Below are 25,916 nucleotides of genomic sequence, written 5' to 3'. Positions count from 1 at the left end.
TCAGTATCATCCAAACAACAATTAAAACGATTTATAAGAATTAAGCATCATACCTATTTTAGAACGAATTGGTATGAAGTACAAATATTTTGTTCATAAATTCGTCAATTTTTCACTATACAAGGAATAAAATTAATAATTTTTCTATTTATCTTCCTTTTCTCTGCATACTATATTATTTTCACCCTTCATTTCCATAAAAATCCTATCGTTCTACCATGCCCCCCTCTCTGCGTTACTCCATTTGTAATTGGATCATAACAGTTGTTCCTTTTCCTTTTTCGCTCTCAATTTTCCATTTCCCATCATGAATGTGCACAATTTGTTTTACAATCGCAAGTCCGAGTCCAGTCCCACCATGCTGACGACTTCTTGCTTTATCAACTCGATAAAATCTTTCGCCAAGTTGTTCTACATGTTCTCGTTCAATTCCAATTCCTGTATCCATGATTTTCAACTGACAATCTTTCTTCAGCTTCTGTAGCTGCACTGTAATCTTTCCCTTTTCATTTGTATAGCGGATAGCATTATCCAATATGTTATGGAGCACCTGTTGCATTCGATCTTCATCAATCATTACAATAATATCCGGATCTAGTTCCATTGAAATTTCCACTTGTTTTTCGATACATTTCCATTCATACGTTTCCACCACATCTTCAATAAGCTGCGCAAAGACGATTGGCTGTTTTTGAAGTGGAAAATGCTCCCCTTCTAATTGAGCTAAATCTAATAAATCATGCACAAGTCGCTGCATCCGTCCTGCTTCTTTATGAATAAGTTGCATAAATTTCTCTTGTTTCCCCTTTGCCACACCATCTAAAATCGCTTCACTATATCCTTTAATATAGCTAAGAGGCGTCCGAAGTTCATGTGAAACATTCGCTAAAAATTCCTTTCGCTTTATATCTTCATTCTCCAATGAAGTAGCCATTTTATTAAATGCTCTTCCAAGGCGACCTATTTCATCCTCAGATGAAATGGTAATACGCTCTGAAAAGTCCCCCGTTGCCATATGGTTTGCAATCTGTTCCATTTGTGAAAGCGGCTTTGTAATCGCAATAATAATTTTCCGGCCAATCCATACAGTAAGTATTACTATAATAAGCGCTAACGGTGCTAAAATGATGCCCATATCAAATATTAAATCTTTAATACTTTTTAAAGGGATGTAAGAATATACAATTCCCACTAATTTCTTTTCTTCTAAAACAGGAATAACTACTCCCATAATATTCCGATTAAAGTGTTCCTCATATCCAACCTTTGTCACTGTTTTACCGTCTAATAATATTTGTCGATCCTGTTCACTAATAAGTGAATCATAATGCACATCAAAAGGTAAGCACGCACTTAAATCACGCGGGTTATTTACAAATAGTATATCTGCATGAGAGACTCTATCAAACATTCTTACCTTTTCCTCAAATGCAGAAATCCCTTCACGCTTATTGTATTGTGAAACAAGTTTTTTTCCTTCTACAATTAATGTGTCTTTAATATTTTGAACGTATAATTTTTCATACGAGTACAATGACACAAAGTAAAGAAAAGAAACTGTTATACATACTGCACATACAACTGTAAGCCATAGCTTCTGTACCATTGTAAACATATTACACCTCAAATTTATATCCTACACCCCAAACTGTTTGGATGCAGTTTCCGCTTTCTCCTAGTTTCAAACGCATTGTTTTCACATGTGTATCCACCGTTCTTGTACTTCCTGCATAGTCATATCCCCATACTTTCTCTAATAACTGCTCTCGGCTAAATACTTGGCCATGGTGCTGGCAAAGAAAATATAATAAATCAAATTCTTTTACTGTAAGGGAAATGATTTTTCCGTTCGTTTCAGCCTTCCTGCTTTTTTCATTCATACGTATTGGGCCAAATTCCAATTCTTCTTGTTGCCCTTGCTTTGTATATCGTCTGAGTACAGCTTCCATGCGTGCAATCAGCTCCCCGGGACTAAATGGCTTCACAACATAATCATCCGCACCATTTCGTAAACCATTTACTCGATTCCATTCTTCTCCCTTAGCCGTTAAAAAAATAATCGGAATATCTGATGTTTTCCTAATTTCTTTACAAACGGCAATTCCATCCATCTCTGGCATCATAATATCTAAAATAACAAAATCATAATGCGCCTCTTCTAATTTTAAAAGTGCCTCTTTTCCATTTTCCGCTTCATCCCATTCATAACCAAAGTTGTCTAAGTACATACCAACAAGTTGCCTCATATCACTCTCGTCATCAACAAGTAATACTTTATATTTGTTCATTTTTCTCTCTCCTCTCTCTCAGTCAAGTGAAATGGCCCTTTGCCAACTGCAACCGTTTGTTTTATCTTCATATCCTTTATATCAATGATATACACTTCGTCACTATCATAGCTGGCGACATATCCTTCTTCTTCCCCGCTCTTTAAGAAAGCAAATGGATTGGATCCTACTTCGGTTGCTCCTACCTCTCGATATGTTCCCGCATCAAACTTTCGAAGCATATTTGACCCATGACTTAAGACGTATACAAATTTTCCATCCCCAGAAATACTAATCGGCATAAATGGTGCATGTAACGAACGAAGCATTTCTCCATTACGTAGTGAATATACAAGTACTTTTTCATTCACTTGCTTTCCATCTCCATGTCCGCCGATCCATATTTCCTTCCCATCGCTACTCACCATAGCTCCTGTCGATGCTGGTGGTACTATAAAAGATTGTTTCACCTGCTTTTTCTCTAAATCGATCGTAGATAGCTCTGTATCATAAAAATTTAGTACATATAAATTTTTATGATGCTGCACCATTGTAAGGGGGCCCTTTGCTACAGGAACATTTCCTATCTCTTTCCCATCCATCGTAAAAAATCGTATCTTTTGTTCATTTTGGTCCGCCAAAAACAATTGCTTACCATCATTTGCTACAATAATATTTGCAATTCCTTTTCCTGTCTTCCACTTCTTCATTTGCTTCCCTTCTGTTAACGAATAAATATATATATATTCTAATTGCTTTCCGTATACAAGCATATCCTCACCATTTGGAAGTATCGTAACACCAGTAATAGGTTCTTGCAGCTCCCATGATGCGATTACTTTTTTTAACTTTTTATCAATAAAGCTAATGCTGCCTTCTTTTATATTTGTTGTTATAACTACACTTTTATGTTTTGCAATCGGTGTATACGAATTTTCATTACACCCTGCTAACAGAAACAAAAAACATAGAAGAAACAAATATTTCTTCAAGAGATTCCCTCCATCTGTAGATAATTTCGTTATAATTGTAAAATAACAAATAATTGTGAGGAATGTGTGAAATCTTCCTATATGAATACAACGACAACATATATAATGTACAACAAATAAAAGTAGAGGTGTGCAAATTATGCTTTCTCCTGATTTAGCAAATAAAATTGTCCGTGAAGTGAGAAGACTCATTACAGGGAATATTATCATTATTGATATACAGGGGATCATCATTGCGAGTACAGATTTCGAGCGAATTGGACAGTTTCATGAAGGAGCCCTTCGGTGTGCAAAAGAAAAGAAAACTGTCATTATTACAAAAGAGGATGAACACCATTTACAAGGCGTAAAAGCTGGAATGAACCTCCCGCTCCTTTTTCACAATGAAGTCATCGGTGTGATTGGCATAACAGGTGACCCAAAAAACATTTCACCATACGGAGAAATATTACGAAAAATGACAGAGTTGCTTATCCATGAAAATTATTTTCTAGAACAGTTAGAACTGAAGCAGCGCTCCTATGAAGCATTCGTGTTTGATTGGCTTCAAAGTAAGGATTGGTCACCTAGTTTTTTAGATCGTGCCAAAACACTTGGAATCGATTTATACAAAAAGAAACAACTCGTTTTAATCTCCTTTAATCAGGAGGACGCAATGTTACAAAGAAAAATTTGGCAACATATTCGCAATTTATTAACAAAAGATGCATTATTTGTACGATGGGGAAATGACCGCTTTATTTTATTTACTACAATCGAATCTAAAAACAAATCCTTTCAATTTTTCAAACGATTAAAACAAGATTGTGAAGCTTTATTCCCGATTACAGTTTATATTGGAATCGGTCAAACTGTTATGCCTAGCGAGATGCATATATCTTATGAACAAGCATTGCGTGCCCTTTCTGTCGCCTTTGAAACAAAAGGAATTGTATTTCATGAAGACTTACGATTGGAAATGTGTTTACAAGATATTACCACCGAAACTCGGAAAGAATTTCTGAAACGTACAATCGCCCCTTTATTATCTGAAGGGGAACTGATGCAAACATTACGACTATTTCTTGAGCACAATCAGTCGTATAAACAAACAGCTAAAAGTTTACATATTCATATTAATACATTGCATTACAGGTTAAAAAGAGTCGAGGACCGTACAGGACTTAACCCAAAACAATTTAAAGATTTAATTGTTTTATACTTTGCCCTCCTCCTATTAGATAATCATACAAAAAAGGGTGAAAAAACGAACTAATCTTTAGTTGTTTATATATAGAAAGAAATTCCCTACTTTTTTATCATTATTAATGAAAACACTGTGACAGCGCTTTTATTCTTATTTTCTTTCAGAAGCATGTCAACAATCTCAAGGTTATTCACGGGAGAAAAACAATTTACTTGAAAGATGTTTGTACTCATAATGCGATTTGTTTCACAAAGGCAAATCATGAAATAAGTCCAACTCTCATGAATAGGATATTAAGTCAACAGTTTGAGGGGGATTTCTAATGCTAGAACAACATATTATTGATTCATTTGTATCTATTGTTGGTCAAGAGAATGTAGATACATCCAATATGGGTCGTTTAACGTATAGTTATGATGCGACGCCAAACTTTCAATCGATTCCTGATGCAGTCGTTGCACCACGTAATACAAATGAAGTATCCGAAGTGCTAAAGATATGCAACACGCATAAAGTGCCTGTGTACGTTCGTGGTTCTGGTACAAATCTCTGTGCAGGAACATGTCCGCTTGAAGGTGGCGTTGTTTTGATTTTCCGTCATATGAATCAAATATTAGAAATAGATGAAGAAAACTTAACAGTTACTGTGCAACCTGGCGTTATTACCCTTGCTATTATGAATGCTGTAGAAGCGAAAGGACTCTTTTACCCACCGGACCCAAGCTCAATGAAAATTTCTACAATCGGCGGGAATATTAACGAAAATTCCGGTGGCTTACGCGGCTTAAAATATGGTGTAACAAGAGACTATGTAATCGGTCTTGAAATCGTTTTACCAAATGGTGATATCATCCGAACAGGTGGTAAATTAGCGAAGGATGTAGCGGGTTATGATTTAACTCGTTTATTCGTTGGTTCGGAAGGTACTCTCGGTGTTGTAACAGAGGCTATTTTAAAACTCGTTCCAATGCCTGAAACAAAGAAAACCATGCTCGCATTATATCAAGATATGAATGAAGCTGCTCAAGCCGTTTCTACGATAATTGCGAATAAAATCATTCCTGCAACACTTGAATTTTTAGATCAGCCGACAATTGAAGTCGTAGAAGAATTTGCCCAAATCGGTCTGCCTACCGATGTAAAAGCCATCCTTCTCATTGAACAAGATGGTGCAAGTGAAGTGGTGAATCGTGATATTGAAAAAATGGCTGAAATTTGCCGCGAGATGCATGCGGTTGATGTGCGTATTGCAAAAGATGAGCAAGAAGCAGATGCACTGCGTACCGCACGTCGTAGCGCCCTTTCTGCCTTAGCAAGATTAAAGCCGACAACAATATTAGAAGATGCAACTGTTCCTCGCTCACAAATTGCACCAATGGTGGAAGCAATTAATGCAATCGCTAAAAAATACGACATTTCAATTTGTACATTTGGTCATGCTGGTGATGGAAACTTACACCCAACTTGTATGACAGATGCTCGCAATAAAGAAGAAATGCACCGTGCTGAACAAGCCTTTGCTGAAATTTTTGAAACAGCTATTAAACTCGGCGGCACCATTACAGGTGAACATGGAGTAGGTGCTATGAAAGCTCCTTATTTAGAATTAAAATTAGGCAAAGAGGGCATCGCGGCTATGAAAGGAATTAAGCAAGCTTTCGATCCAAACAATATTATGAATCCAGGAAAAATGTTCGCCAAAGATTCTCGTAAAAGAGTGGTGGTCGAACAATGACAACATTGAACAAAGAACAAATTCAAAAAGAGTTTAAAGAGCGCTTAAATGAAGATGAATTATTAAACTGTATGCGTTGCGGATTTTGCTTACCAACTTGTCCTACTTATATTCAATCTGGTTATAAGGAGTCTCACTCACCTCGCGGGCGTATCGCTTTAATGAAAGCGGTTGTTGATGGTTTAATAGAACCTGATGAAGATGTGGAAAATACATTAAATGTTTGCCTTGGTTGCCGCGCGTGTGAACCTGTTTGTCCATCAGGTGTAAACTACGGCCATCTATTAGAAGAAGCACGAGATATTATTAATCAAAATAAAAAGTTCTCTATGCCTGTGAAAGCTGTTCGTAAAATGGTATTTGAGGGACTATTTCCCCATCAAAATCGCATGCGCACATTAACAGGAATCATTGGATTTTACCAACGCTCTGGTTTACAAACATTGACACATAAAACAGGGATTATGAAGCTATTTCCTGAAACACTTGCAACGATGGATCTTGTCTTACCAAAAGTACCAAAAATGAAAAAAATGAAAAACCGTCCAGAATTTTTACCTGCTCAAGCGACAAAGAAAAAACGTGTTGCTTTCTTTACAGGATGCTTAATGGATACCATGTTCTTAGAAACAAATAATGCAACGATGAAACTTCTTCAACTTGCTGGTTGTGATGTTGTGATTCCGAAAAATCAAAATTGCTGCGGTGCGCTCCATGGTCATGCTGGTGAAAAGAGGGGAGCAAAAGAACTTGCGAAACGAAATATCAAAGCTTTTGAGGATTTGAATATTGATTATATTATTACAAATGCTGGTGGTTGCGGAGCATATCTTGTAGATTATGATCACTTGTTAAAAGATGATTCGAAGTGGGCTGAACGGGCAAAACAGTTTGTTGCGAAAATAAAAGATATTACAGCCATTTTAGTTGAGTTAGATTTCCATAAACGAACTGATTTACGCCTACCACCGCAAATTATTACGTATCAAGATTCTTGTCATTTGCGCAACGTAATGCATACATCCTCAGAGCCACGTATGCTTCTACAAGCAATTCAAGGCATAACATATCGAGAAATGAAAGATGCTGATCGTTGCTGTGGTTCAGCTGGAATTTATAATATTGTTCATTCTGAACTATCGATGGAATTTTTAAATTACAAGATGGAACGTGTCCACGAAACAAATGCAACTACAATCGTTACTGCTAATCCAGGTTGTTTATTACAAATGAAACTTGGTATTGAACGTGAACATCTCTCTCATAAAATGCGAGGAGTTCATATTGTAGATCTACTATTAGAGGCAATTGAGTATAACTCATAATAATAAGAAAACGGCTATCCCTTTCTTCTATGTAAAGAGATAGCCGCTGTTTTTATCCGCTACAAGATTAAAAATATGTTACTGTCCGATAAAAAAGAACAACAAAAACGTTACAGTTTTGTTAAATAATATCCATTATATTCCTTCCAAAACTTTGAAACTCTTCGCTATGTGAGGTTTCTTATAATGAAACTACGGTAAATTATACCAAAATTTCATCTTTATTAGTAAAGATAAAATTGCTAATCATTCCTCTTATAATCTAGTGTTCTCCTATTTTTATTCTCCTCCTACTCTAGGATAAAACAGGAAATTTTACAGTCTATGAATTTTTTTCCATCTTTTTTGCGACCTTTTCTGTGTTACCATAAATTTGTCAGTCAGACAGGCTGTCAAAAATGAATCTGTTGAAAACAGTACAATACTTTTCCATAGGAGGACACATCTTTATGAAAAAACGTGTTTTATTATCTGTAGCAGCTGCAACTGCATTAACGCTAGGAGTAACATCTTTAGACGCACAAGCTGCAACTGTACAACCAGCTAAAATTAAGATTCAAAACATTCATAATTCTAAAGTTATGATGAAATATATGAATCAACAAGAATTACAAGCATACTTACAATCTATCGGAATCCAATCTTTAGCAGAGTGGAATCAAGTAGCATTCCAACAAAACTGCTTCATTTCTAATAAGCAACCCGTACCTATAACTCCAGAAATACAAAAACCTACTGTAAACAACGAAACAGCTAAACCTGAAGCACAAAAACCTACTGTAAACAACGAAACAGCTAAACCTGAAGCACAAAAACCTGCTGTAAACAACGAAACAGCTAAACCTGAAGCACAAAAACCTGCTGTAAACAACGAAACAGTTAAACCTGAAACACAAAAACCTGCTGAAGAGAAAAAAGGTTCTTTAAGCGAATTTGAACAACGTGTTGTTAAATTAACAAATGCTGAACGTGCAAAACACGGTTTATCAGCGTTACAAGTTGATAACGAATTAAGCAAAGTAGCACGTGCAAAATCTGAAGATATGCAAAAAAATAACTACTTTGATCACAATAGCCCAACATACGGTTCTCCATTTGACATGATGAAACGATTTGGTATCTCTTACAAATCTGCAGGTGAAAATATCGCACAAGGTCAACGTACACCAGAAGAAGTTGTACAAGCTTGGATGAATAGCGAAGGTCACCGCGCAAACATCTTAAATAGCAGCTTTACTCACATCGGTGTGGGTCATGTAGAAAACGGTAACTACTGGACACAACAATTCATTACAAAATAAAATAAGAAACATAAAAAGAGTCTTCTAAGCGAAAGGCTCTTTTTATGTTTCATAGTTTGCTAACAAATAGGAATATAGAATACCGAATAGAAAAAAAATGGCTCCACAGCAAATGATACTAATTAATACATACATCCCCCATTCTAACCTTAACAACAAGGAACATAAACTCATGTAAGCCATGCTGCAGAAAACACGTTGCCCCAATAGACATATTTTTTGCAAAGGAACCGGCTCTTTTTCTTTCCCCATCTTTTTAAAGCTTTTACTAGTCATAAAAAGAAATACACTAATTCCAATTGTCAAACCGATTTGAAATGGCACCATCATCCCTAAAGCAATGAAAAGAACGAGCATATGAATAAACAATAGGAATACTGTGATATTTGTTTTAAATTCTATTATAATTGTTTGATTCCCGCGATCCATTTTAGGTATATATTTCGAAATGATATACAGCAAACTATGAAAAGCAATAATAAAACAAGGAATCAAAAATACGACGATTTGTTTTCTGGCAAATTCATTTGGCTCATTGTCCTGATTCCAATGCACCGCGATAGAGTACGGTAAATACGGATAGAGAAATAAAGTAAATAAAAGGCAAGTCAAAAATATCCACAACATATATTTATCCCTTACCAATTGATCCTCCCCTCTCTTTCCTATTTACGGCTTCTCTTTTCACAACAAAATTCCTGCAAAAAATATTTTTCTCAAATTTCTACCAAATCATTTACATGTTGGATTTTCGAAAACTTTGCATAAGCTTATCTATTTTTTCAGGAGCTGGAATGTCTACTATAATCTCCTCTCTTGTAATGGGATGTAAAAAAGCAATTTGCATGGCGTGTAATGCTTGCCGAGACATATATGTTACATTTCCACCATATAGTACATCGCCAAGGAGCGGATGGCCATTGTAACTCATATGAACGCGAATTTGATGCGTTCTTCCCGTTTCCAATTGTACTGTGACAAGTGTCGTATCTTGCCTTTTAAAATACTCTTCTACTGTATAATGCGTTACGGCACGATCTCCTTTTGGAGACACGCGGCGCCTTGTTGCATGATGACGATCGCGGCCAATTGCTGCATCGATTGTTCCTTTTCGTTTCTTCATTTTCCCTTCAACAAGCGCCATATACGTTCTTTTAATGTTCCGCTCCATCAATAACTGATCCATAATGGCGCCAGCTAGTCTATGTTTCGCAAATACAACACCACCCGTTGTATCTTTATCTAAGCGATGAATATGGCGCACTTTCGTTTCTAAACCTTGCATTTGAAAATGAAAAGCAATTAAATTTGCAAGCGTTCCCGTCCCATTTTTTTCAGATGGATGTGTATCCATTTGTTCAGGTTTATTTACAATTAAGACGTGATCATCTTCAAATACAACATCTAATTCCCCAAATTCTGGTATAACACCATATTCTTCTGGAATAAACATATGTACTTGCAGTTTATCTCCTTCTTTTAAAAGCTCGCTCCAACGCTTCTGTTCATTATTTACAATAACACTTTTTCCCATTCGAAGTTGATGTAATATCTTTTTAGGCACGCACCATATTTCTCTTAATAAAAATTCGATAGAAATGCCGTTCCATTTAGATGGAACTGTTATTTCACACCATTCTCCTTTTTTGTTCGTCTTCATAGTTCTCTCCTTATTTCTATTGATTCTTCTATTGTATCGGAAATTCTTCTATGATGCACGATGCATAAGAAGGCTGCCTATTAAATAGACCGCCTTCTTATGCAAGAAGTCTTCTCATCTCTTGCAATACTTCTTCTGCTTTTTGCTCATATGATAAGTCCTTAAAGAAATCTGCTAGCCGTTTATAGTCATTATATGCATCTAACAAATCATCCATTGTCGCCACCTTCATAGTTTTCGATCTTTCCTTCAGTTTCACAGGATATCGATAGCCAGAGACCTCATGAATTTTATAGTATTCATCATCTACTTGAATCACTTTCACTAACTCATCTTCTTCTGCATCTAGCGTATATCCATCAAACTCCCGTAACAATTCGTAAATAATATGAGTCCATTCATCCTTTGGATAAAATCCTTTTTCTAATCTATAACCGACAATGCGATACATATGTCCATCATTTTCTGCAAACTGTACAGTATCATTTAATTTAAATTTAAAATAGCGAAACATTGTCTTCACCTACTTATCTATATTGTCCTTATCACATACTATTTGCAAAAAAAGGGGCATGCTATTCATAAACAAAAAGTTTCATTTCACATAAATAAAAAAACACTTATCAAAAAGATAAGTGCTTTCCTATGCTTTTTCTTTTTTCTTTCGAAATGGTAGCCACCAATTCCAATCTCCAAACAGTTTCATTAAACTTGGAACAAGCATAAGTCGAATAACTGTCGCATCGATGAAAATTGCAAGTGCTACTCCAAGGCCCATCTGTTTAACTGGCAGAATATCGGTGAAAGCAAATGCCCCTGTCACTACAATCATAATTAAGGCTGCCGATGTAATGATGCGACTTGTTGATATAAGCCCTTCTAACGTTGCTACATCATTATCTCCTGTCTCCTCGTATAGCTCATGAATACGAGAAATAAGAAATACCTCATAATCCATACTTAAACCAAATACAAGACCAAAAATAAAAATAGGTAGTACAAATAGTACGGAACTTTCATCCAATCCAAAGTGTCCACCTTCAAATAACCAAACAACAAGACCAATTGTTGCGCTGAGACTTAATATATTCATGGCAATTGCCTTTATTGGAATGAGTATTGATCTAAAAGCAAATAATAAAATTAAAAATGTAGATCCAAATATAACAGACATCCCAATTACAACTTTATCTTTTATTGCATCCTCTAATTCTTGTTGAAACGTTGTCATTCCACCTACATAATAGGTTAAATGATCGGCTTTATAATTTGTTTTAAAATCTCTCACCCATTGTTTTGCTGCTTCTGTCTTCGGCTTTGTATGTAAGAAAATTTGCAAAGTTGTTCGATTCTCTTTCGTGTAAATATCAAATATCGGAGCGATTTTGGCTCCCTCAGGCGTTTGTAATAACGCAGCAACTTGTTTTGCATTCATTCCATGTAGCTCATCGTAAAGACTCTCCACTTTGTATACGTGCTTATCTTTTTGTAACTTTTGTACAATAGATTCTAGTTGCTGCAAGCTTTCTTGCTGTGTTATCTTTTCCTTTGTCTCTATTACTACCGTAACATCCGCATGAGTTTTCATCATGTTACGGAATGTCTCTTCATACTTTTCATAAGCAATCCTTGTCTCACTTTTTTCCGGCAATGCTTCTACACCTGGAAATTGAAGATTCGCTGTACGAAGAGGTAAGAGACAGATGATAATAAACGTTGTTACGATTATGATCATCATAATTGGATGACTCATAACAAACTGCGCAAATTTCCTCCACACTCGTGAAATATGCGGCGGTGTTCGCTTCTTATTAAGCAACCGTTTTCCCATTAATGATAAGAGTGCTGGCAGAAGCGTAAGTGAAAAAATAATACTCATAATAACAACAATCATTCCGCTGATTGCAACTGATTGAATGTAGTCTATTTCAAAGAAAAATAAACCTGATAGTCCAACGAATACGCACAATCCCGAAAATACAATCGCTCGTCCTGCTGTTTGATATGTAACTAAAATTGCCTCTCGAACGGGGCGATATGCCAACTCCTCCCGAAAACGATTGACAAATAAAAGTGCAAAATCAATGGATAAGGCAAGGCCAATCATCGGCGCAACATTTAAAACAAAAATTGATAACTCTTTATCTATACCGATAAAATATAAAATCCCCATCGTACTAATTACACTCAGTACCCCATTTACAATAGGTAAGATGGACGCAAGCAAGCTACCAAACGAAAAAAGTAACACGAGAAAGGCAATTGGCAAGCCAATCATTTCAGCTACTTTCAAATCGTTCTGCGTTCGCTCATTGATTTCTTGATTAATTTTCGGAAAACCGGTTGGAGTTACTTTCAAGATACGATTGCTTTCTTTTTTTATTTTTTCGGCAAACTGTAATGTTTTTTCATTTCGTTCTTTACTAGTTTTCCCAGAAAATAAAATTGTCGCATAAGCTAGATCATTTTGTAACATACTCTTATTTTCTAACGGATGATGAAACGACTCATACGTTTCTTTCGTCTGAATTTTTGCTACGATTTCTGCAATTTCTTTTTGAAAAGCGTCGTTTGAAATCCCTTTATTTTTTTGAAACACAAGCAGCAGTGTGTCTTGTGATTGTTTAAAATCTTTGTCCAAAATAGCTTTTGTCTTTTGATAGTCTCCTTTTGTTTGAAAGCCATCACCGCCCAATACTTCTGGAAGTTTTGGCGCAAAAATACCTAGTATGATAGCTAGCATACATAATATAGCTATTACAGTATAGCGGAACTGAAAAAGAAAAGCTCCCATTTTCCCCCATGTATCTACTTGATCTCTTTTTATTTTCATCACCTTCACCTACTTTATCCCGCTATTTTAGAGCCGAACAACCCGATCAGTAAGGACATGAAGCCCACCGATTAGAGTTTTACTTTATTCCATCCAGACATGTATCTCCATTTTAACACATTCCTATTTCCTAAAAAAACATCTAGAAAAAACGTTTTCTAGATGTTTTATCGCTCTTGATTCACTTGAAATCTCTCTGAAATGAGACGATGAAAATAAATGGTAACAATTAACAGAATCCCCCCTACTGCGTACCCTGCTAAAACATCAGTTGGATAATGAACAAATAAGATAATCCTGCTTAGTCCAATCCATATAATAAATAGTGCCGCAATGATTATGCTTATATATTTGCTCATTGTATTGTGCAAGTTTGCTGCGATAATATAAGCAAGAAATCCATACGTCATAATGGACAACATCGCATGTCCACTTGGAAAACTATATCCAAGTGCATCAAACGCTTCATTCAAACTTGGACGATCCCTTTTCACAATTTCCTTTATACCTTTGTTCACAAGATGCGTTGTTAATATAGCAAACGGATATAAGAACATTGCAACATAATAACGCTTCTTCCAAAAAATAAGCAAGCTAAAAATAAGTACGCTCGTAATCCCAATTGCAGACCCCATTTTTGTAAAGTATGAAAAAAATACAAGCAAACGATCTGTTTGTAATCCCTTTACGAGCTCTTGTACATATGTATCCATCATTGTTACGCCATTAGCTTGTACTCTCCAAGCAACGATGCCAAATATGATACAAAATAATACCATACATAGTAATTCATATTGATGCAATTTTTTCTTCAAACTTTCTCCTCCTACTTATGAAAAAATGCGATTTCTATATAGAAACCGCATTTTTATTCTTTATTTTCCTTTTGTTTTTAACTCTGTCCAGTAACGATCATACTCTTTTAATTTATCATCTACATCAACAAGCCATTCTGTACGATTTAACTCATCTTGTGACAAGAAAATCATTTTGTTATCGCGGTATTCTTTACTATGAAGTGGCCAAGCTTTTTCGTTTGGATTACTATATCCAATGGATTCATAGTTTTTCACACTTACTTTTTCATCCATTAAATAGTTCATAAACTTCTCAGCAAGTTCTTTATGTTTCGCACCTTTTGGAATTGCTAATGTATCCGCCCAAATTGTACCGCCTTCTTTTGGAACGACATACCCTACATCTTTATTATCTTTTGCAATAAACGCTGCATCTCCAGACCATACTGTTCCAATCCATGTATCTTCTGTAATGAATTTTTGCTTAATGTTATCTGTGTCAAATGCGAGTAGGTTTGGAAGTAACTTCTGTAAGTCCGTTGCCGCTGTTTTTAATTGGGCATCATCTTTTGTACTATTGGAAAATCCATTTTTCTTAAGCGCCATACCTAATACTTCACGAGAATCATTTAATAAAGTAACGCGTCCTTTATACTTCTCATTCCATAAATCATTCCAGCTTGTTGGCGTTTCTTTTACATACTTTTTATTGTAAGCAATTCCTGTTACACCCCAAGTGTATACAAGAGAGTATTTATTCTCCGGATCAAATGCTGGCGTTTTAAAGTTAGAAACAAGATTTTCTACATTCGGAATGTTTTTCTTATTTAATGGCTCTAATAAATCCATTTCGGCCATTGTTTTCACCATGTAATCAGATGGCTGAATTAAATCATATTTCGCACCACCAGCTTGTAACTTCGCAAACATTTCTTCGTTACTTGCATACTTGTCATAGTTAATCTTGACATTGTATTTTTTCTCAAAATCCCTTAATACTTGCTCATCAAAGTTATCCGCCCAGCTATAAATGTTAAGCTCTTCTTTTTTTTCACCGCCGCATCCTGCAAGTACACCTGCTACAAGGCTAAAACTAATGGCTGCGCCGGCTATCGTCTTCATTAATTTCATCGATTCACGACCTCCTCTGTCTGTTTTTATAAAGGAAGATGCCCTCCGGAGTTTTCTTCTCCATCCGCTCCTTTATTACGAAATATTTCTGATGCAATCATTAATCCAACAATGACAACAATTAATATTGTTGAAAGTGCATTAATTTCAGGTGATACTCCGCGTTTGACCATACTGTAAATATATAGTGGCAATGTTGTTGATCCTGGCCCAGATACAAAGAAACTAATGACAAAGTCATCAATTGATAACGTAAATGTTAATAACGCAGCGGAAATAATACCAGGGGCAATACTTGGAAGCGTTACATGACGAAACGTTTGCCAAGGGGTTGCTCCTAAATCATTGGCTGCTTCTTCTAAATCATGTCCCATACTAGATAAACGCGCTGCCAAAATCACAACAACAAATGAAATACTAAACGTAATATGCGCAATGATAATAGTAGCTTGTCCAAGCTCCATTCCAATTTGGCTAAATAAAATAAGTAGAGATAATCCCATTAAAATATCAGGAATTAAAATGGGTAAGTATACAAGTCCATTTATCGCTCCTTCAAAACGATACTTATAACGATGTAATGCTACTGCAAAAAATACACCGAGAGCAGTTGTTACGAAAGTTGTAATAAGAGCAATTGTAATACTATTTACCAATGCATCAATAACGTCTTGCTTTTGAAATAAATCTGTATACCAATGGAATGTAAACCCTTGCCATTCTGCATTAATACGCGAATCATTAAAAGAATAGACCATTAAAACCATCATTGGAAAATATAGGAACAATAAAATTAACCAAGAGTAAGAAACTAAAAACTTTTTCATCGCGTACTATTCCCCTCCGTTTCCATATTTATATACTTTCGTCGCACGATAATATAAGTAAATTAATAGAACAGAGAATAGGACGACAATAATCGATAATGCAGAACCAAATGGCCAATCACGTGCACCTAAAAATTGGTTTTGAATTACGTTTCCAATTAATGCTACTTTCGATCCACCCATTACATCCGATACGACAAACATACCAATAGATGAAACAAACACTAAAATGGAACCCGTTGCAACTCCTGACATTGTCATTGGAAGTGTCACATGCCAAAATGCCTTAATTGGCGTTGCGCCTAAGTCATACGCTGCTTCTAACTTGCGTTTATCAAACTGTTCAATCGCTGCATACACCGGTAAAATCATAAATGGTAATAAAGAATAAACCATACCTAATATTACAGATGGTGTATTATATAATAAATTTAATGGTTCATGAATAATGCCTAATTTTAGTAATACTGTATTCACAAGACCTTGTGAACGTAAAATAACAATCCATGCGTATGAACGGACAAGGAAGTTAATCCAAAACGGAATTGTTGCCAATAATAAAAGAATAGAACGATATTTACGATCTACAATCGTGATTGTATATGCAAATGGATATCCAATTAGTAAGCAAAGCACCGTTGTAATAACAGCAATCTTCACTGTCTCCCATAATGTACTCATATATAGCGAATCAAAGACGCGTACTATATTATCAAATGTAAATTGCATTTCCACTGTGCCGTACGCACCGCGCTGGAAGAATGCAAATGCTAATACAAATAAGAGCGGAAATAAAAAGAAAATTAAGAGCCATGCAACTGTAGGTAATGCGAGTAGTTTCCCTTTTTTCAACTTAAGGTCACCTCATCCTCTTGCTCCCAGCCTACGTATACATTATCTCCGATACTCCACTGCGCCGCTTCTTCTGCAGTTTGATATGTCATTAATAATTCAGATGTTTTTTCCTCACGTACATACAGCTTTTCCATATTTCCAACAAATTCAATATCTTCAATATGCCCAAGATGGTATTCTTTTAAAATCGGTTGCTCAACCGAACGGATTTTTACATTTTCAGGGCGAACTGCTACATAGTTTTCCCCGGATTTTATAATATTATTTTCACCAATAAACGTCGCTACAAACATTGTTTTTGGTGCGTTATAAATTTCCTTCGGTGTTCCAATTTGCTCGATATGTCCTTTATTCATCACGACAATACGATCGCTCATGCTCATCGCTTCTTCTTGATCATGAGTTACATAAATAAATGTAATTCCTAAATTACGCTGTAAGTTTTTTAACTCGCGCTGCAAATCTTTTCTTAACTTAAAATCAAGTGCGCCAAGTGGCTCATCGAGCAAGAGTACACGCGGGTTATTTACAATCGCTCTCGCAATTGCAACACGCTGCTGTTGTCCGCCAGAAAGTTTCGCTGGTTTTCGGTTACGGAATTCTAATAACTGCGTTAAACGCATAGCTTCTTCCGCACGTTCTTTTTGTTCCGCTGCTGATACTTTTTGCATTTTCATACCGAAACAAATATTCTTTTCAACTGTCATATGTGGAAATAGTGCGTAATGTTGAAATACTAAATTCATATGACGCTTATAAGGTGGTAATTCATTAATCCGTTCTTCATCGAGTAAAAGGTTACCTTTTGTTGGCGTTTCAAAACCTGCAATCATACGAAGTAACGTTGTTTTCCCGCAACCACTCGGTCCAAGAATTGTTAAAAATTCCCCTTCTTTAATATCTAAAGAAAGAGGTGGAATAATGACTTGATTTCCAAAATGTTTTTCTATCGCTTCAATTTTTATAATCTTTTTCATTTTCCCGTCCTATCTACCTCAAATTTTTCATTTTTATATTCATGAATAAATATTAACTTTTGCAAACTTTTTATTTCGATCCAAATAAAAATGATGATTTACCAGCATTCTTTATGTAGTATGTTTGATTCATTTTCGCATGATACATAGTCGAACAGAAAAACCCCTTCCCGTAAGAAGGGGTTTTTATCATGCGGCTACGCCTACTGATAAACACCCTCATCATTTTAACAACTTTCGTATAAATTTTAAAGCACTTTTTGTAGAAGAATAACGAATTTTCATATCAAAAATTGTAGATTGAGATAAAATGCTCTTATAATGAGAAAATGTTTGAAAACTTTGTTCACCATGGTAACTGCCTAATCCGCTACTACCAACTCCTCCAAAAGGTAAATACGGCGTTGCAAGATGATATACGACATCATTTATACAACCGCCACCATATGAAATATTCGTTGTAACTTGTTTCTGAATTTGTTTATTCTCTGAGAAAACATATAAAGCAAGTGGCTTTGGCTGTTGTTGAATAGTCTCAATGACCTCTTCTATTTCTTCATATTCTATAATAGGTAATAGCGGTCCAAAAATCTCATCTTCCATAATTGCACTTTGCCATGTAATATTCGTTAAAATGGTAGGCTCTATATGCAATGTTTCTTCATTATAATTGCCACCAACTTCAACATGCCCCTCCTGTAAAAATGCACATAATCTGTCAAAATGACGCTTGCTAACAATCCGGACATAATTTTCATTTTGTAACGGTTCTCCATATTGCCTAACAATCTCACTACGAAGTGCCTCAATCAGCCCCTTCTTCACTGATGAATGAACATAAATATAGTCGGGAGCAACACATGTCTGTCCGGCGTTTAGAAATTTCCCCCAAACAATCCGTCTTGCCGCTACATCCATTTTCACATCTTTATGCACAATACATGGACTTTTCCCGCCAAGTTCTAACGTAAGAGGTATTAACTGTTTCGCTGCTGCTTCCATCACAATTTTCCCTACGCTAACACTACCGGTAAAGAAAATATAATCAAAAGGTTCCTTAAGTAACGCTGTACTTTCCTGGATTCCACCTTCTATTACAGTAACAAGTTCTTTTGGAAACAATTCTTGCATCATATGAGCTAATAGTTTTGATACATTTGGTGTTAACTCAGACGGCTTTAAAACAACCGTGTTACCCGCCGCTAACGCCCCTACAAGGGGAGCGATTGCCAATTGGAATGGATAATTCCAAGGGGCCATAATAAGCGTAACACCGTATGGTTCTGGAACTATTTTCCCTTTCGATCCAAAATGCGTCAAAGCCGTTCGAACACGTCTCGGCTTACTCCATGAAGAAAGGTGCTTCATTTGAAAAGAAATTTCCTTTAGTACATAGCCAATTTCTGTTGTAAATGATTCATGATGGGATTTATTTAAATCTAACTGAAGCGCCCGAAAAATATCAGACTCAAACCGCTTAATCCCTTCATATAATGTATGTAAATGTAATTTTCTTATCGCGATTTCTCTCGTATAACCGCTATAAAAATATTCTTTTTGCATCTTGACAATAGAAGGAATATCCATCCTTTCACCTACTTTCTATCCGATTCTTTTATTTATAAATCGAAAGACTTCTCATTTACAGCGAAGCCTCTACCGATTATGAACTCTCTACTTATTAAAAAATAACTATTTGTAGAGTTTCATTATATCTAAGTTTTCTGCGTCTGTATAACTCTTTGTCTATAAAAAAAGCTGTTGAAAGGCAATCTTTCAACAGCTTTTTCCTATTATCGATATAAACGAACTGCACCTGCTGATTTATCATCAGCTTGACCAACTACTTCAAATTTCAAACCAAGCTTCGGTAAAATGCGCCCTGCATCTGGAATTTGATTATTGATGTAAACTTTTGAATCATCAAATTTCGCAACGCCAGGTAACCCGTTATATTCAAACGTTCCACGAGTTGGTGATACAACTTTCCAAGCTGGTGTTTGATCGAAAGAGAATGCTGCATCTGCAATTTGATAACGTGTGCTATCTTTAAATGTTGGCTTACCATTTAAAGTGCCTGCAATGGCTTCAGGATGGGAATCAACTACTCCAAGGAAACCATGTCCCGGATGAACCCCAACCCAGTTATCTGTATAGCTTGCATCCGCATACCAGACAACCATACCTGTGTTATATACCGGACCACGAGCATATTTTAAGGCTTCGTCGGCACCTGCATAATTTCTCCACTCTACATAATAGTTATGGCTCTTCTTCTCAATTCCATTTGAAACGACAAAACCATTTAATTTAAACTGCGTCTCTCCTTCTGCATCATCAGAAAATACAACGTTACCGTCTACTGTTAATGATGCATTATCAAGCGTAAAGCCATTTAATGCAAGACCGCCGTCTGTTACATATTCAAAGACAAGCTTCACTTTTTTACCTTTGAACTGGCTTAAATCATAAGACTTGTCCACCCATTCTCCTAAAGTTGTATCTGCCCCATCTTTTACATCTTTATTACCAATTGTATCAATTAATGTTTTTGTACCATCTTCTGTTACCGCATGTACTTCTAAGAAATCATACCCTGTTTCAATTTCATACAGTGATTTAAAATCAAATGTTGCATTCGTTGCACTTGTTAAATCAAATAAAGGTGTTTCTAAAGTCGTGTGAAGATCGTCACCTTTTGTACTATAGTAGTACTTCTGTCCAAAGGCAGGCTCAATTCCTTTTACATCCTTGTCCGGTAAGTTGACACGAATTAAGCCTGGTCGATTTGATTTTGTAACACTTTGATCTAAATATGTTGCATAACCAATGCCTCGATTTAATTTCTCATAATCTATTTCTACAATATTTGCCCAATTCCCCCCCATTGTTTTTTGGAAAAACTCTTTATTTTGCGGAGAGAAACTTGTTGGCGTCGTTCCAGCAATTTTACCTGCCCAACTACCCCCGCTCATAATAGACCATGATTGAACTGGTTCACCGCCGCCAGAATATTTTGTATCATACTCATCTGGAAGCCCTAAATCATGACCATATTCATGTGCGAAGACACCAACTGCGCCATCCTCTGGCTCAATTGTGTAATCGAATGCAGCCATTTTCCCGTCCCAATATGGAACTTTCGCTGTTGTCCCATCAATTGGAAATGGTTTTTGACCAATTGTCCAGCGATGTGACCAAATTGCATCATCACCTAATTTACCACCACCAGCTTCTTGTCCAACACCAGCGTGAATAACCATTAAATGATCAACTAAGCCATCTGGTTCATTTTTATTTCCGTCACCATCTATATCATATTGATCAAATTGATCGAACTCCGATAAATCGATTCCACTCTCTACTGCTGCTTTTAATGCATCTTTTATTAAATCACGCGGTCCTAATGGTCCTTTATTATCATGCCCTTCTCCAGCATCCGCACCATAATCAGCTGCTTTGCCTGGAACGGTTAACCACTTTGACACTGTACCATCTACTGTATAGCTACCGCCAGATTGTTCTTCATAATACTGCTTAAATGTTTCAATTTTACTTCCATCATGTAGCGTAAATGGTTCATCACCGAATAACATTTTTTCATAATGTTCCTGATTAAAATCATCAGAATACATATACCCAGGTTCTTGTTCGATATTGTTATGCTTGAAATCATCATATTCAACAAGCAACACAAGTACTTTATCTTTACGAACCTCTCCGTTATACTTTTTTGCTTTTGCAGGAGTTGTTGGTACTTTACCATTTAAAGCGCTCTTTGCTGGAACAGTTCCCTCTGTCTGTCCACTTGCTGGTTCTTTTCCTTTCTCTTTTGTATCTGTTTTTGCATCTTTCACCTTCTTCAGAAATTCAGATGCCTCTTTCGTTACTTGATCCCCAACCATCTCATCTTTCCCAGGCTTATCACCTTTCTTTTTCTCGACATACTTCTCGACCGCTTTCTTTGTCTCTTCATCGGACGCCTTTTCGTTAATCACCCCGCGCTTCTTAAGTGCATTTGCTAAGCGCTCTTCTGGAATCAAATGATCATCAATTGGACTCGTCGCTGTTGCCTTTGCAGATGTTTCTGCCTGAACAGCCGGACTTCCAAAGCTAAATGCGCCTCCAAGAACAGCCGCTACCGCAAGTGCTGATAGCACTTTAAATGGTTTCTTTTTCATCCCCAGTTTTCCTCCCCTAATAAAATATATATTTCAACATAAATTTTATTAAATTTTCAATTAATTTTCAATATTTAGTAATATTATGTAATTTTTTTAATGTTTTTGTAAAAATTATGTATTTGTTATAGAAGTATATTATGATTTATCATTTTTTCTGAAAATATTGATAAATCACGACAAACCTTTTATAATTTTTGATGAGAGAACTCGATGGGGATTTTATCTTTGTTTTTTATCTACAAAATACGACGATACATATACAAATTTTTTAAAGAAATTATTATTTTTATCATAAAAATGTTAAAATATCGAGTATTTTGTAATATTGCTTATGACCGACAATTAGGGAGGAATAAATTTGTACAAAGATAAGACAGACTCGTTAGATCAGGAATGGATTGATTTAATACTTGAGGCGCTTGATGCAGGAATTGCAATTCAAGACATTGAACATTTCTTCCAAAATATGAAGCAATCCACGCAAGCCTAAGGCATTGTTCTTTTTAGAGAAATTTATGCTATAATAACATCATAAGTGGATATACATTTACAGAAAGGTGCGCAAATATGATTGGAGAACGTATAAAACGCCTTCGCTTACAAAGAGGGATTTCTTTAACAGAACTTGCTGAAAAGGCCGGTGTTGCAAAGTCCTACATTAGCTCCATTGAACGTAATTTACAACAAAATCCGTCCATTCAATTTTTAGAAAAAATCGCAGCCGTTCTGCAAATACCAATTGACACACTTCTTCATGACACAACACCGTTAGAAAATCAATTAGACTCTGAATGGACACACCTTGTTAAAGAAGCAATGAACTCTGGTGTCTCAAAAGAACAATTCCGTGAATTCATTGAGTTTAGTAAATGGAAACAAAATCAAAAATAATGTACATGAAAAGGAGGATATATGAAGATCCTCCTTTCTCTATCAAAAAAGCGGGAAACTCCCGCTTTTTTTCTGTATTTATCTTTCTTCTCCATCAGCTTGACTTGCATTAAATGTCCATTCTAAGTTTAATGTATCGCCTTGGAATTTATTTTGATCTTGTCCATTATCTTTAAATTCAAATTCTACCCATAGGTAGTCCTCTGTGTTTGGTTGTAGTCCTCCTTCTTCCCCCCACTCTGGAGCAAAGATATCCTTCGCTAATAAATCAGGATCCGCTTTTTGTAAATCTGCTAAAGTTGTTTCATAAACTGGTTCGCTTTGTTTATCCCAGTTCCAAATAAATTTCACATTAATATGACTCGCAAAGTCTTCCCCTGCGTTATCACCCTTCGCATCTACAGTTGAGTATTTCGTTGCTAATTTCACATCTTTAATCGCGATAGAACCACTGTTCTTTAATAAGAACTCTTTCTTAACAGAATCTCCTGGCTTCAAATCTTTAATGTCTACAATCGTCTTAGGATCCAAAGTAAGATCTAAAGTACCTGCAGCGAATGTATTGTTCGATACTTCTTTATCGCTAAAAAATGCAAACGTTCCTCCGCCAATTAAAGCAATCCCTAATGCCGCTGACGCAACTCCCATGCCTAACTTTTTCTTTAAACTCACTTTTCCATTCCTCCTAGATTTTTTTTATTATCCCTTTCCATCATTCAGAGATATCGGATAAAGCCATAGTCTTTCTACCTCGCTCCTCCACTCAAACTATCTCTAATATCTGTTCTTTAAAAAGTTGTTTCACGTTCATTATAAAGAACATTTTATTTAAACGCAATCTTTTCATTTAAATTTTTTATTTTCATATGTAGACAAAAATACAGCGATTCAATAGAAACACTCTATTTGCTTGTTGCTTCTTTTAAATGAGAGTCAACATCTTGTTCAGATGGTTGTTCTTCTTTATGATGAGACGGCTGTTCTGTCGCTGTTGACTCCGTAGCCGTTACATGCTCGGCTTCTTGTTTTTCTAATACATTTGCTTGTTCATGCAATTTTTTCCCTTTTTCCGCATCGACTTGCTTTTGAAGCGTTCGAATTTCTTCATCAATTTTTTGAATTCCTGCAGCTTTATCAACATTCTTACAAATCATATTGATAACATTTAAATTCTCTTTGACAGATTGAAGTTGCTCCTGTGAATGGCTTTCTTGTAATTGATGATAATACCCTTCCATTTCTATATATATTTTCTGTAATAACTCGCGCTCGAAAGCAACTTTTTCACGTTGCTCTTTCCATGAAACAAGTCTGTTTTCAAGTACTTCTATAGATGCTTCTTCTTCTACTTCTTTTTTCATGTTTTCATATACTTGTAAAATTACTTTCTCGTGCTGCTTTGCAGTTTGTTTCAACGTGTATATGGTTTTCGGAAACACAGGAGCTGCAGCGATCGAACCTTGCACTTTTTGCTCTGTTACAAAAGCTGCTTCTGTATGAGTGACAATTTGAGCTCCCATATAAAAAGCTACAGAACACATACATGGGAAAACAAGCATCATTTTTATTCTTTTTAACGCTTTAGGCATTCTACCCTCTCCTATTTACATCTATCCATTCTTTCAAAATAAAAACAAATACCTTTAACGAAAAAAGCTATCAATTTGATAGCCCTTTCTTCACTTTTCCTCCCCATTTCCTTGCTGCGCATCAAATGTCCACTTCAATTCGATTGTATCGCCCTGAAATTGATTTTGATTTTCCCCATTATCAACAAATTCAAAGCGCACTTTAAAGGAATCTTTATGCCCAGCCCTAATCCCTTTTTCATCCAATGCTTCCGCAAGTGAATCATTATTTACTGGTATGGATGGCTTTCCTACTAATTCAGATAATTTCTTTTCCTTTATCATGTTATGGCCCTTATCTGTATTCTTTAAGATTGTAACTTTTATGTGATCTCCAAAATCCTCTGTATTATCACCTTTTGTATCTTTCACTATATATTCGGAGTATAAGAAAACTTTCTCAATATTGAGTGTGCCGCTATTCACCAATTCAAAATCACGTATAATCGTATCCCCGGGTTTTATATTTCCTACTTGAATAATCTCCGTAGCCGGCTTTACTGTTAAATCTAACGTGCCTGCCGCAACCGTATTGTTCGTAACTTCCTGATCGCTAAAATACGCAACGGTTCCGCTCCCAATTAACGCTGCTCCCATCAGTGCCGATCCAATCCCTAGTCCTAATTTTTTCTTTATGGTCATATCCATATCCCCTAAGTGTCGTAAAGACTTTCTATCCCCGTATCTTTATACAGATTGTCCTACATCTGCTGACTTATTTTTCTTCTCTTTATCAATGCTACGAATTGCACTCGAAATAGAGAATACCGAATACCCAAGTAAGAAAAGTCCTGGAATAATTAATAGAAGAGCTGCTCCTGCCTTTGAATTTGCATAATTTAACAAATAACCAACATACGGAACTGTAATATCTTCATACTTCCCTATCACATTTTCCGCTAATACAGGCTTCATATCTGGTCCGTTGTTATTATCACCTTTTGTTACATACATCACTTTTCCATTCGCATTTTGCACATCAATAATACGGTGCGTAACAATTTTCGTATCACTTTCCTTAAATGTAATAACATCTCCCTTTTGATACTTAGAACCATCTTTCGTTGGTTCAATCGCAATTACAGAACCCGTTAAAAACGTCGGCTCCATCGAACCAGATAGTACCGTTTTAAATTGATATCCCATAATAGTTGGCTCCCCGCCACTTGCCTTAGAAGAAATCACAACAAAAGCTAAAAAAACCATTAATGCGAATAAAACAAACGAAATCACATTACTCATTATCTTCCAAACAAATTTCATCGGTCTCCCTCCTCTTTTTCATATATATGTAAAAAAATAGAATACTTTATCTTGTTCTTTAAAA

At 35.9% G+C, this 25,916-nt stretch carries 24 protein-coding genes; 6 read left to right on the top strand and 18 right to left on the bottom strand.

The genetic code is table 11. The features are described from left to right. Nucleotides 1-235 precede the first annotated feature (235 nt). Genes BCER98_RS05560 through BCER98_RS05550 form a run of 3 tightly spaced genes read right to left on the bottom strand, consistent with a single transcriptional unit; the run spans nucleotide 236 to nucleotide 3,259 of the window. Nucleotides 236-1,615: a sensor histidine kinase gene (locus BCER98_RS05560; RefSeq protein WP_011984101.1), complete on the bottom strand. Its 1,380-nt coding sequence runs from the start codon at nucleotides 1,613-1,615 to the stop codon at nucleotides 236-238. Between the two features lies 1 nt (nucleotide 1,616). Further along, a complete protein-coding gene (locus BCER98_RS05555) occupies nucleotides 1,617-2,288 on the bottom strand; it encodes a response regulator transcription factor (RefSeq protein ID WP_011984100.1) in 672 nt (223 codons plus the stop codon). Beyond that, entirely contained in the window at nucleotides 2,285-3,259 is a 975-nt protein-coding gene (locus BCER98_RS05550; protein WP_011984099.1) for a YncE family protein, read from the bottom strand. The genes BCER98_RS05555 and BCER98_RS05550 overlap by 4 nt, the downstream gene beginning before the upstream one ends. A gap of 139 nt (nucleotides 3,260-3,398) precedes the next feature. Here BCER98_RS05550 and BCER98_RS05545 point away from each other — a divergent pair, with 139 nt between their 5' ends. The 4 genes from BCER98_RS05545 to BCER98_RS05530 all read left to right on the top strand — a co-directional run bounded on the left by BCER98_RS05545 (nucleotide 3,399) and on the right by BCER98_RS05530 (nucleotide 8,806). After that, nucleotides 3,399-4,514 (top strand): CdaR family transcriptional regulator, encoded by a 1,116-nt coding sequence (locus BCER98_RS05545; protein WP_011984098.1) that lies wholly within the window; start codon nucleotides 3,399-3,401, stop codon nucleotides 4,512-4,514. A gap of 253 nt (nucleotides 4,515-4,767) precedes the next feature. Further along, nucleotides 4,768-6,180 carry a glycolate oxidase subunit GlcD gene (gene glcD / locus BCER98_RS05540; protein WP_011984097.1) on the top strand — a complete coding sequence of 471 codons (1,413 nt, stop codon included), beginning with the start codon at nucleotides 4,768-4,770 and terminating at the stop codon, nucleotides 6,178-6,180. Beyond that, the gene (locus BCER98_RS05535; RefSeq protein WP_011984096.1) at nucleotides 6,177-7,505 is read left to right on the top strand and encodes a (Fe-S)-binding protein; all 1,329 of its coding nucleotides are present in this window, start codon (nucleotides 6,177-6,179) and stop codon (nucleotides 7,503-7,505) included. Before glcD ends, BCER98_RS05535 begins: the two co-directional genes overlap by 4 nt. Nucleotides 7,506-7,954: 449 nt before the next feature. Beyond that, a complete protein-coding gene (locus tag BCER98_RS05530) occupies nucleotides 7,955-8,806 on the top strand; it encodes a CAP domain-containing protein (RefSeq protein ID WP_011984095.1) in 852 nt (283 codons plus the stop codon). A gap of 42 nt (nucleotides 8,807-8,848) precedes the next feature. Here BCER98_RS05530 and BCER98_RS05525 read toward each other — a convergent pair whose 3' ends face one another. From BCER98_RS05525 to BCER98_RS05475, 11 genes are all read right to left on the bottom strand, one after another. Continuing rightward, nucleotides 8,849-9,451 (bottom strand): DUF1648 domain-containing protein, encoded by a 603-nt coding sequence (locus tag BCER98_RS05525; RefSeq protein ID WP_041809546.1) that lies wholly within the window; start codon nucleotides 9,449-9,451, stop codon nucleotides 8,849-8,851. Nucleotides 9,452-9,542: 91 nt separating this feature from the next. Next, entirely contained in the window at nucleotides 9,543-10,466 is a 924-nt protein-coding gene (locus BCER98_RS05520; protein WP_011984093.1) for an RluA family pseudouridine synthase, read from the bottom strand. Between the two features lie 97 nt (nucleotides 10,467-10,563). Beyond that, the gene (locus BCER98_RS05515; RefSeq protein ID WP_011984092.1) at nucleotides 10,564-10,980 is read right to left on the bottom strand and encodes a hypothetical protein; all 417 of its coding nucleotides are present in this window, start codon (nucleotides 10,978-10,980) and stop codon (nucleotides 10,564-10,566) included. A gap of 129 nt (nucleotides 10,981-11,109) precedes the next feature. Then, nucleotides 11,110-13,299, bottom strand: coding sequence for an MMPL family transporter (locus BCER98_RS05510; protein WP_011984091.1), 2,190 nt, complete (start codon nucleotides 13,297-13,299; stop codon nucleotides 11,110-11,112). Nucleotides 13,300-13,466: 167 nt separating this feature from the next. Beyond that, nucleotides 13,467-14,114 (bottom strand): phosphatase PAP2 family protein, encoded by a 648-nt coding sequence (locus BCER98_RS05505; protein ID WP_011984090.1) that lies wholly within the window; start codon nucleotides 14,112-14,114, stop codon nucleotides 13,467-13,469. 60 nt (nucleotides 14,115-14,174) lie between these two features. Next, a complete protein-coding gene (locus BCER98_RS05500; RefSeq protein WP_011984089.1) occupies nucleotides 14,175-15,227 on the bottom strand; it encodes a polyamine ABC transporter substrate-binding protein in 1,053 nt (350 codons plus the stop codon). Between the two features lie 26 nt (nucleotides 15,228-15,253). Then, nucleotides 15,254-16,054 (bottom strand): ABC transporter permease, encoded by an 801-nt coding sequence (locus BCER98_RS05495; RefSeq protein WP_011984088.1) that lies wholly within the window; start codon nucleotides 16,052-16,054, stop codon nucleotides 15,254-15,256. Nucleotides 16,055-16,060: 6 nt separating this feature from the next. Continuing rightward, nucleotides 16,061-16,906: an ABC transporter permease gene (locus BCER98_RS05490; protein ID WP_011984087.1), complete on the bottom strand. Its 846-nt coding sequence runs from the start codon at nucleotides 16,904-16,906 to the stop codon at nucleotides 16,061-16,063. After that, entirely contained in the window at nucleotides 16,903-17,886 is a 984-nt protein-coding gene (gene potA, locus BCER98_RS05485) for a spermidine/putrescine ABC transporter ATP-binding protein PotA (RefSeq protein WP_011984086.1), read from the bottom strand. Before potA ends, BCER98_RS05490 begins: the two co-directional genes overlap by 4 nt. A gap of 222 nt (nucleotides 17,887-18,108) precedes the next feature. Then, complete coding sequence (locus BCER98_RS05480) at nucleotides 18,109-19,473, bottom strand: aldehyde dehydrogenase (protein WP_011984085.1); 1,365 nt, start codon at nucleotides 19,471-19,473, stop codon at nucleotides 18,109-18,111. Between the two features lie 206 nt (nucleotides 19,474-19,679). Next, on the bottom strand, nucleotides 19,680-22,067 hold the full coding sequence (locus BCER98_RS05475) for an immune inhibitor A domain-containing protein (protein ID WP_011984084.1): 2,388 nt from the start codon (nucleotides 22,065-22,067) through the stop codon (nucleotides 19,680-19,682). Between the two features lie 361 nt (nucleotides 22,068-22,428). Between BCER98_RS05475 and BCER98_RS05470 the strand changes: the two genes are divergently transcribed. Both BCER98_RS05470 and BCER98_RS05465 read left to right on the top strand, forming a co-directional pair. Next, nucleotides 22,429-22,560: an anti-repressor SinI family protein gene (locus BCER98_RS05470; RefSeq protein WP_011984083.1), complete on the top strand. Its 132-nt coding sequence runs from the start codon at nucleotides 22,429-22,431 to the stop codon at nucleotides 22,558-22,560. 77 nt (nucleotides 22,561-22,637) lie between these two features. Next, complete coding sequence (locus BCER98_RS05465; RefSeq protein WP_011984082.1) at nucleotides 22,638-22,961, top strand: helix-turn-helix domain-containing protein; 324 nt, start codon at nucleotides 22,638-22,640, stop codon at nucleotides 22,959-22,961. 78 nt (nucleotides 22,962-23,039) lie between these two features. Here the strand turns inward: BCER98_RS05465 and calY are convergent, their stop codons facing one another. The 4 genes from calY to sipW form a co-directional block, all read right to left on the bottom strand. After that, nucleotides 23,040-23,633, bottom strand: a complete 594-nt coding sequence (gene calY / locus BCER98_RS05460) for a biofilm matrix protein CalY (protein WP_011984081.1) — start codon at nucleotides 23,631-23,633, stop codon at nucleotides 23,040-23,042. A 230-nt stretch (nucleotides 23,634-23,863) separates the two neighbouring features. Next, a complete protein-coding gene (locus BCER98_RS05455) occupies nucleotides 23,864-24,550 on the bottom strand; it encodes a DUF4047 domain-containing protein (RefSeq protein WP_011984080.1) in 687 nt (228 codons plus the stop codon). Nucleotides 24,551-24,640: 90 nt separating this feature from the next. After that, complete coding sequence (locus BCER98_RS05450) at nucleotides 24,641-25,231, bottom strand: TasA family protein (RefSeq protein ID WP_011984079.1); 591 nt, start codon at nucleotides 25,229-25,231, stop codon at nucleotides 24,641-24,643. A gap of 45 nt (nucleotides 25,232-25,276) precedes the next feature. Then, the gene (gene sipW / locus BCER98_RS05445) at nucleotides 25,277-25,852 is read right to left on the bottom strand and encodes a signal peptidase I SipW (protein WP_011984078.1); all 576 of its coding nucleotides are present in this window, start codon (nucleotides 25,850-25,852) and stop codon (nucleotides 25,277-25,279) included. Between the last annotated feature and the right edge of the window lie 64 nt (nucleotides 25,853-25,916).

Source organism: Bacillus cytotoxicus NVH 391-98 (genome assembly GCF_000017425.1).
GTDB classification, from domain to species: Bacteria; Bacillota; Bacilli; order Bacillales; family Bacillaceae_G; genus Bacillus_A; species Bacillus_A cytotoxicus.
This window is presented reverse-complemented; position numbering and strand designations above follow the sequence as displayed.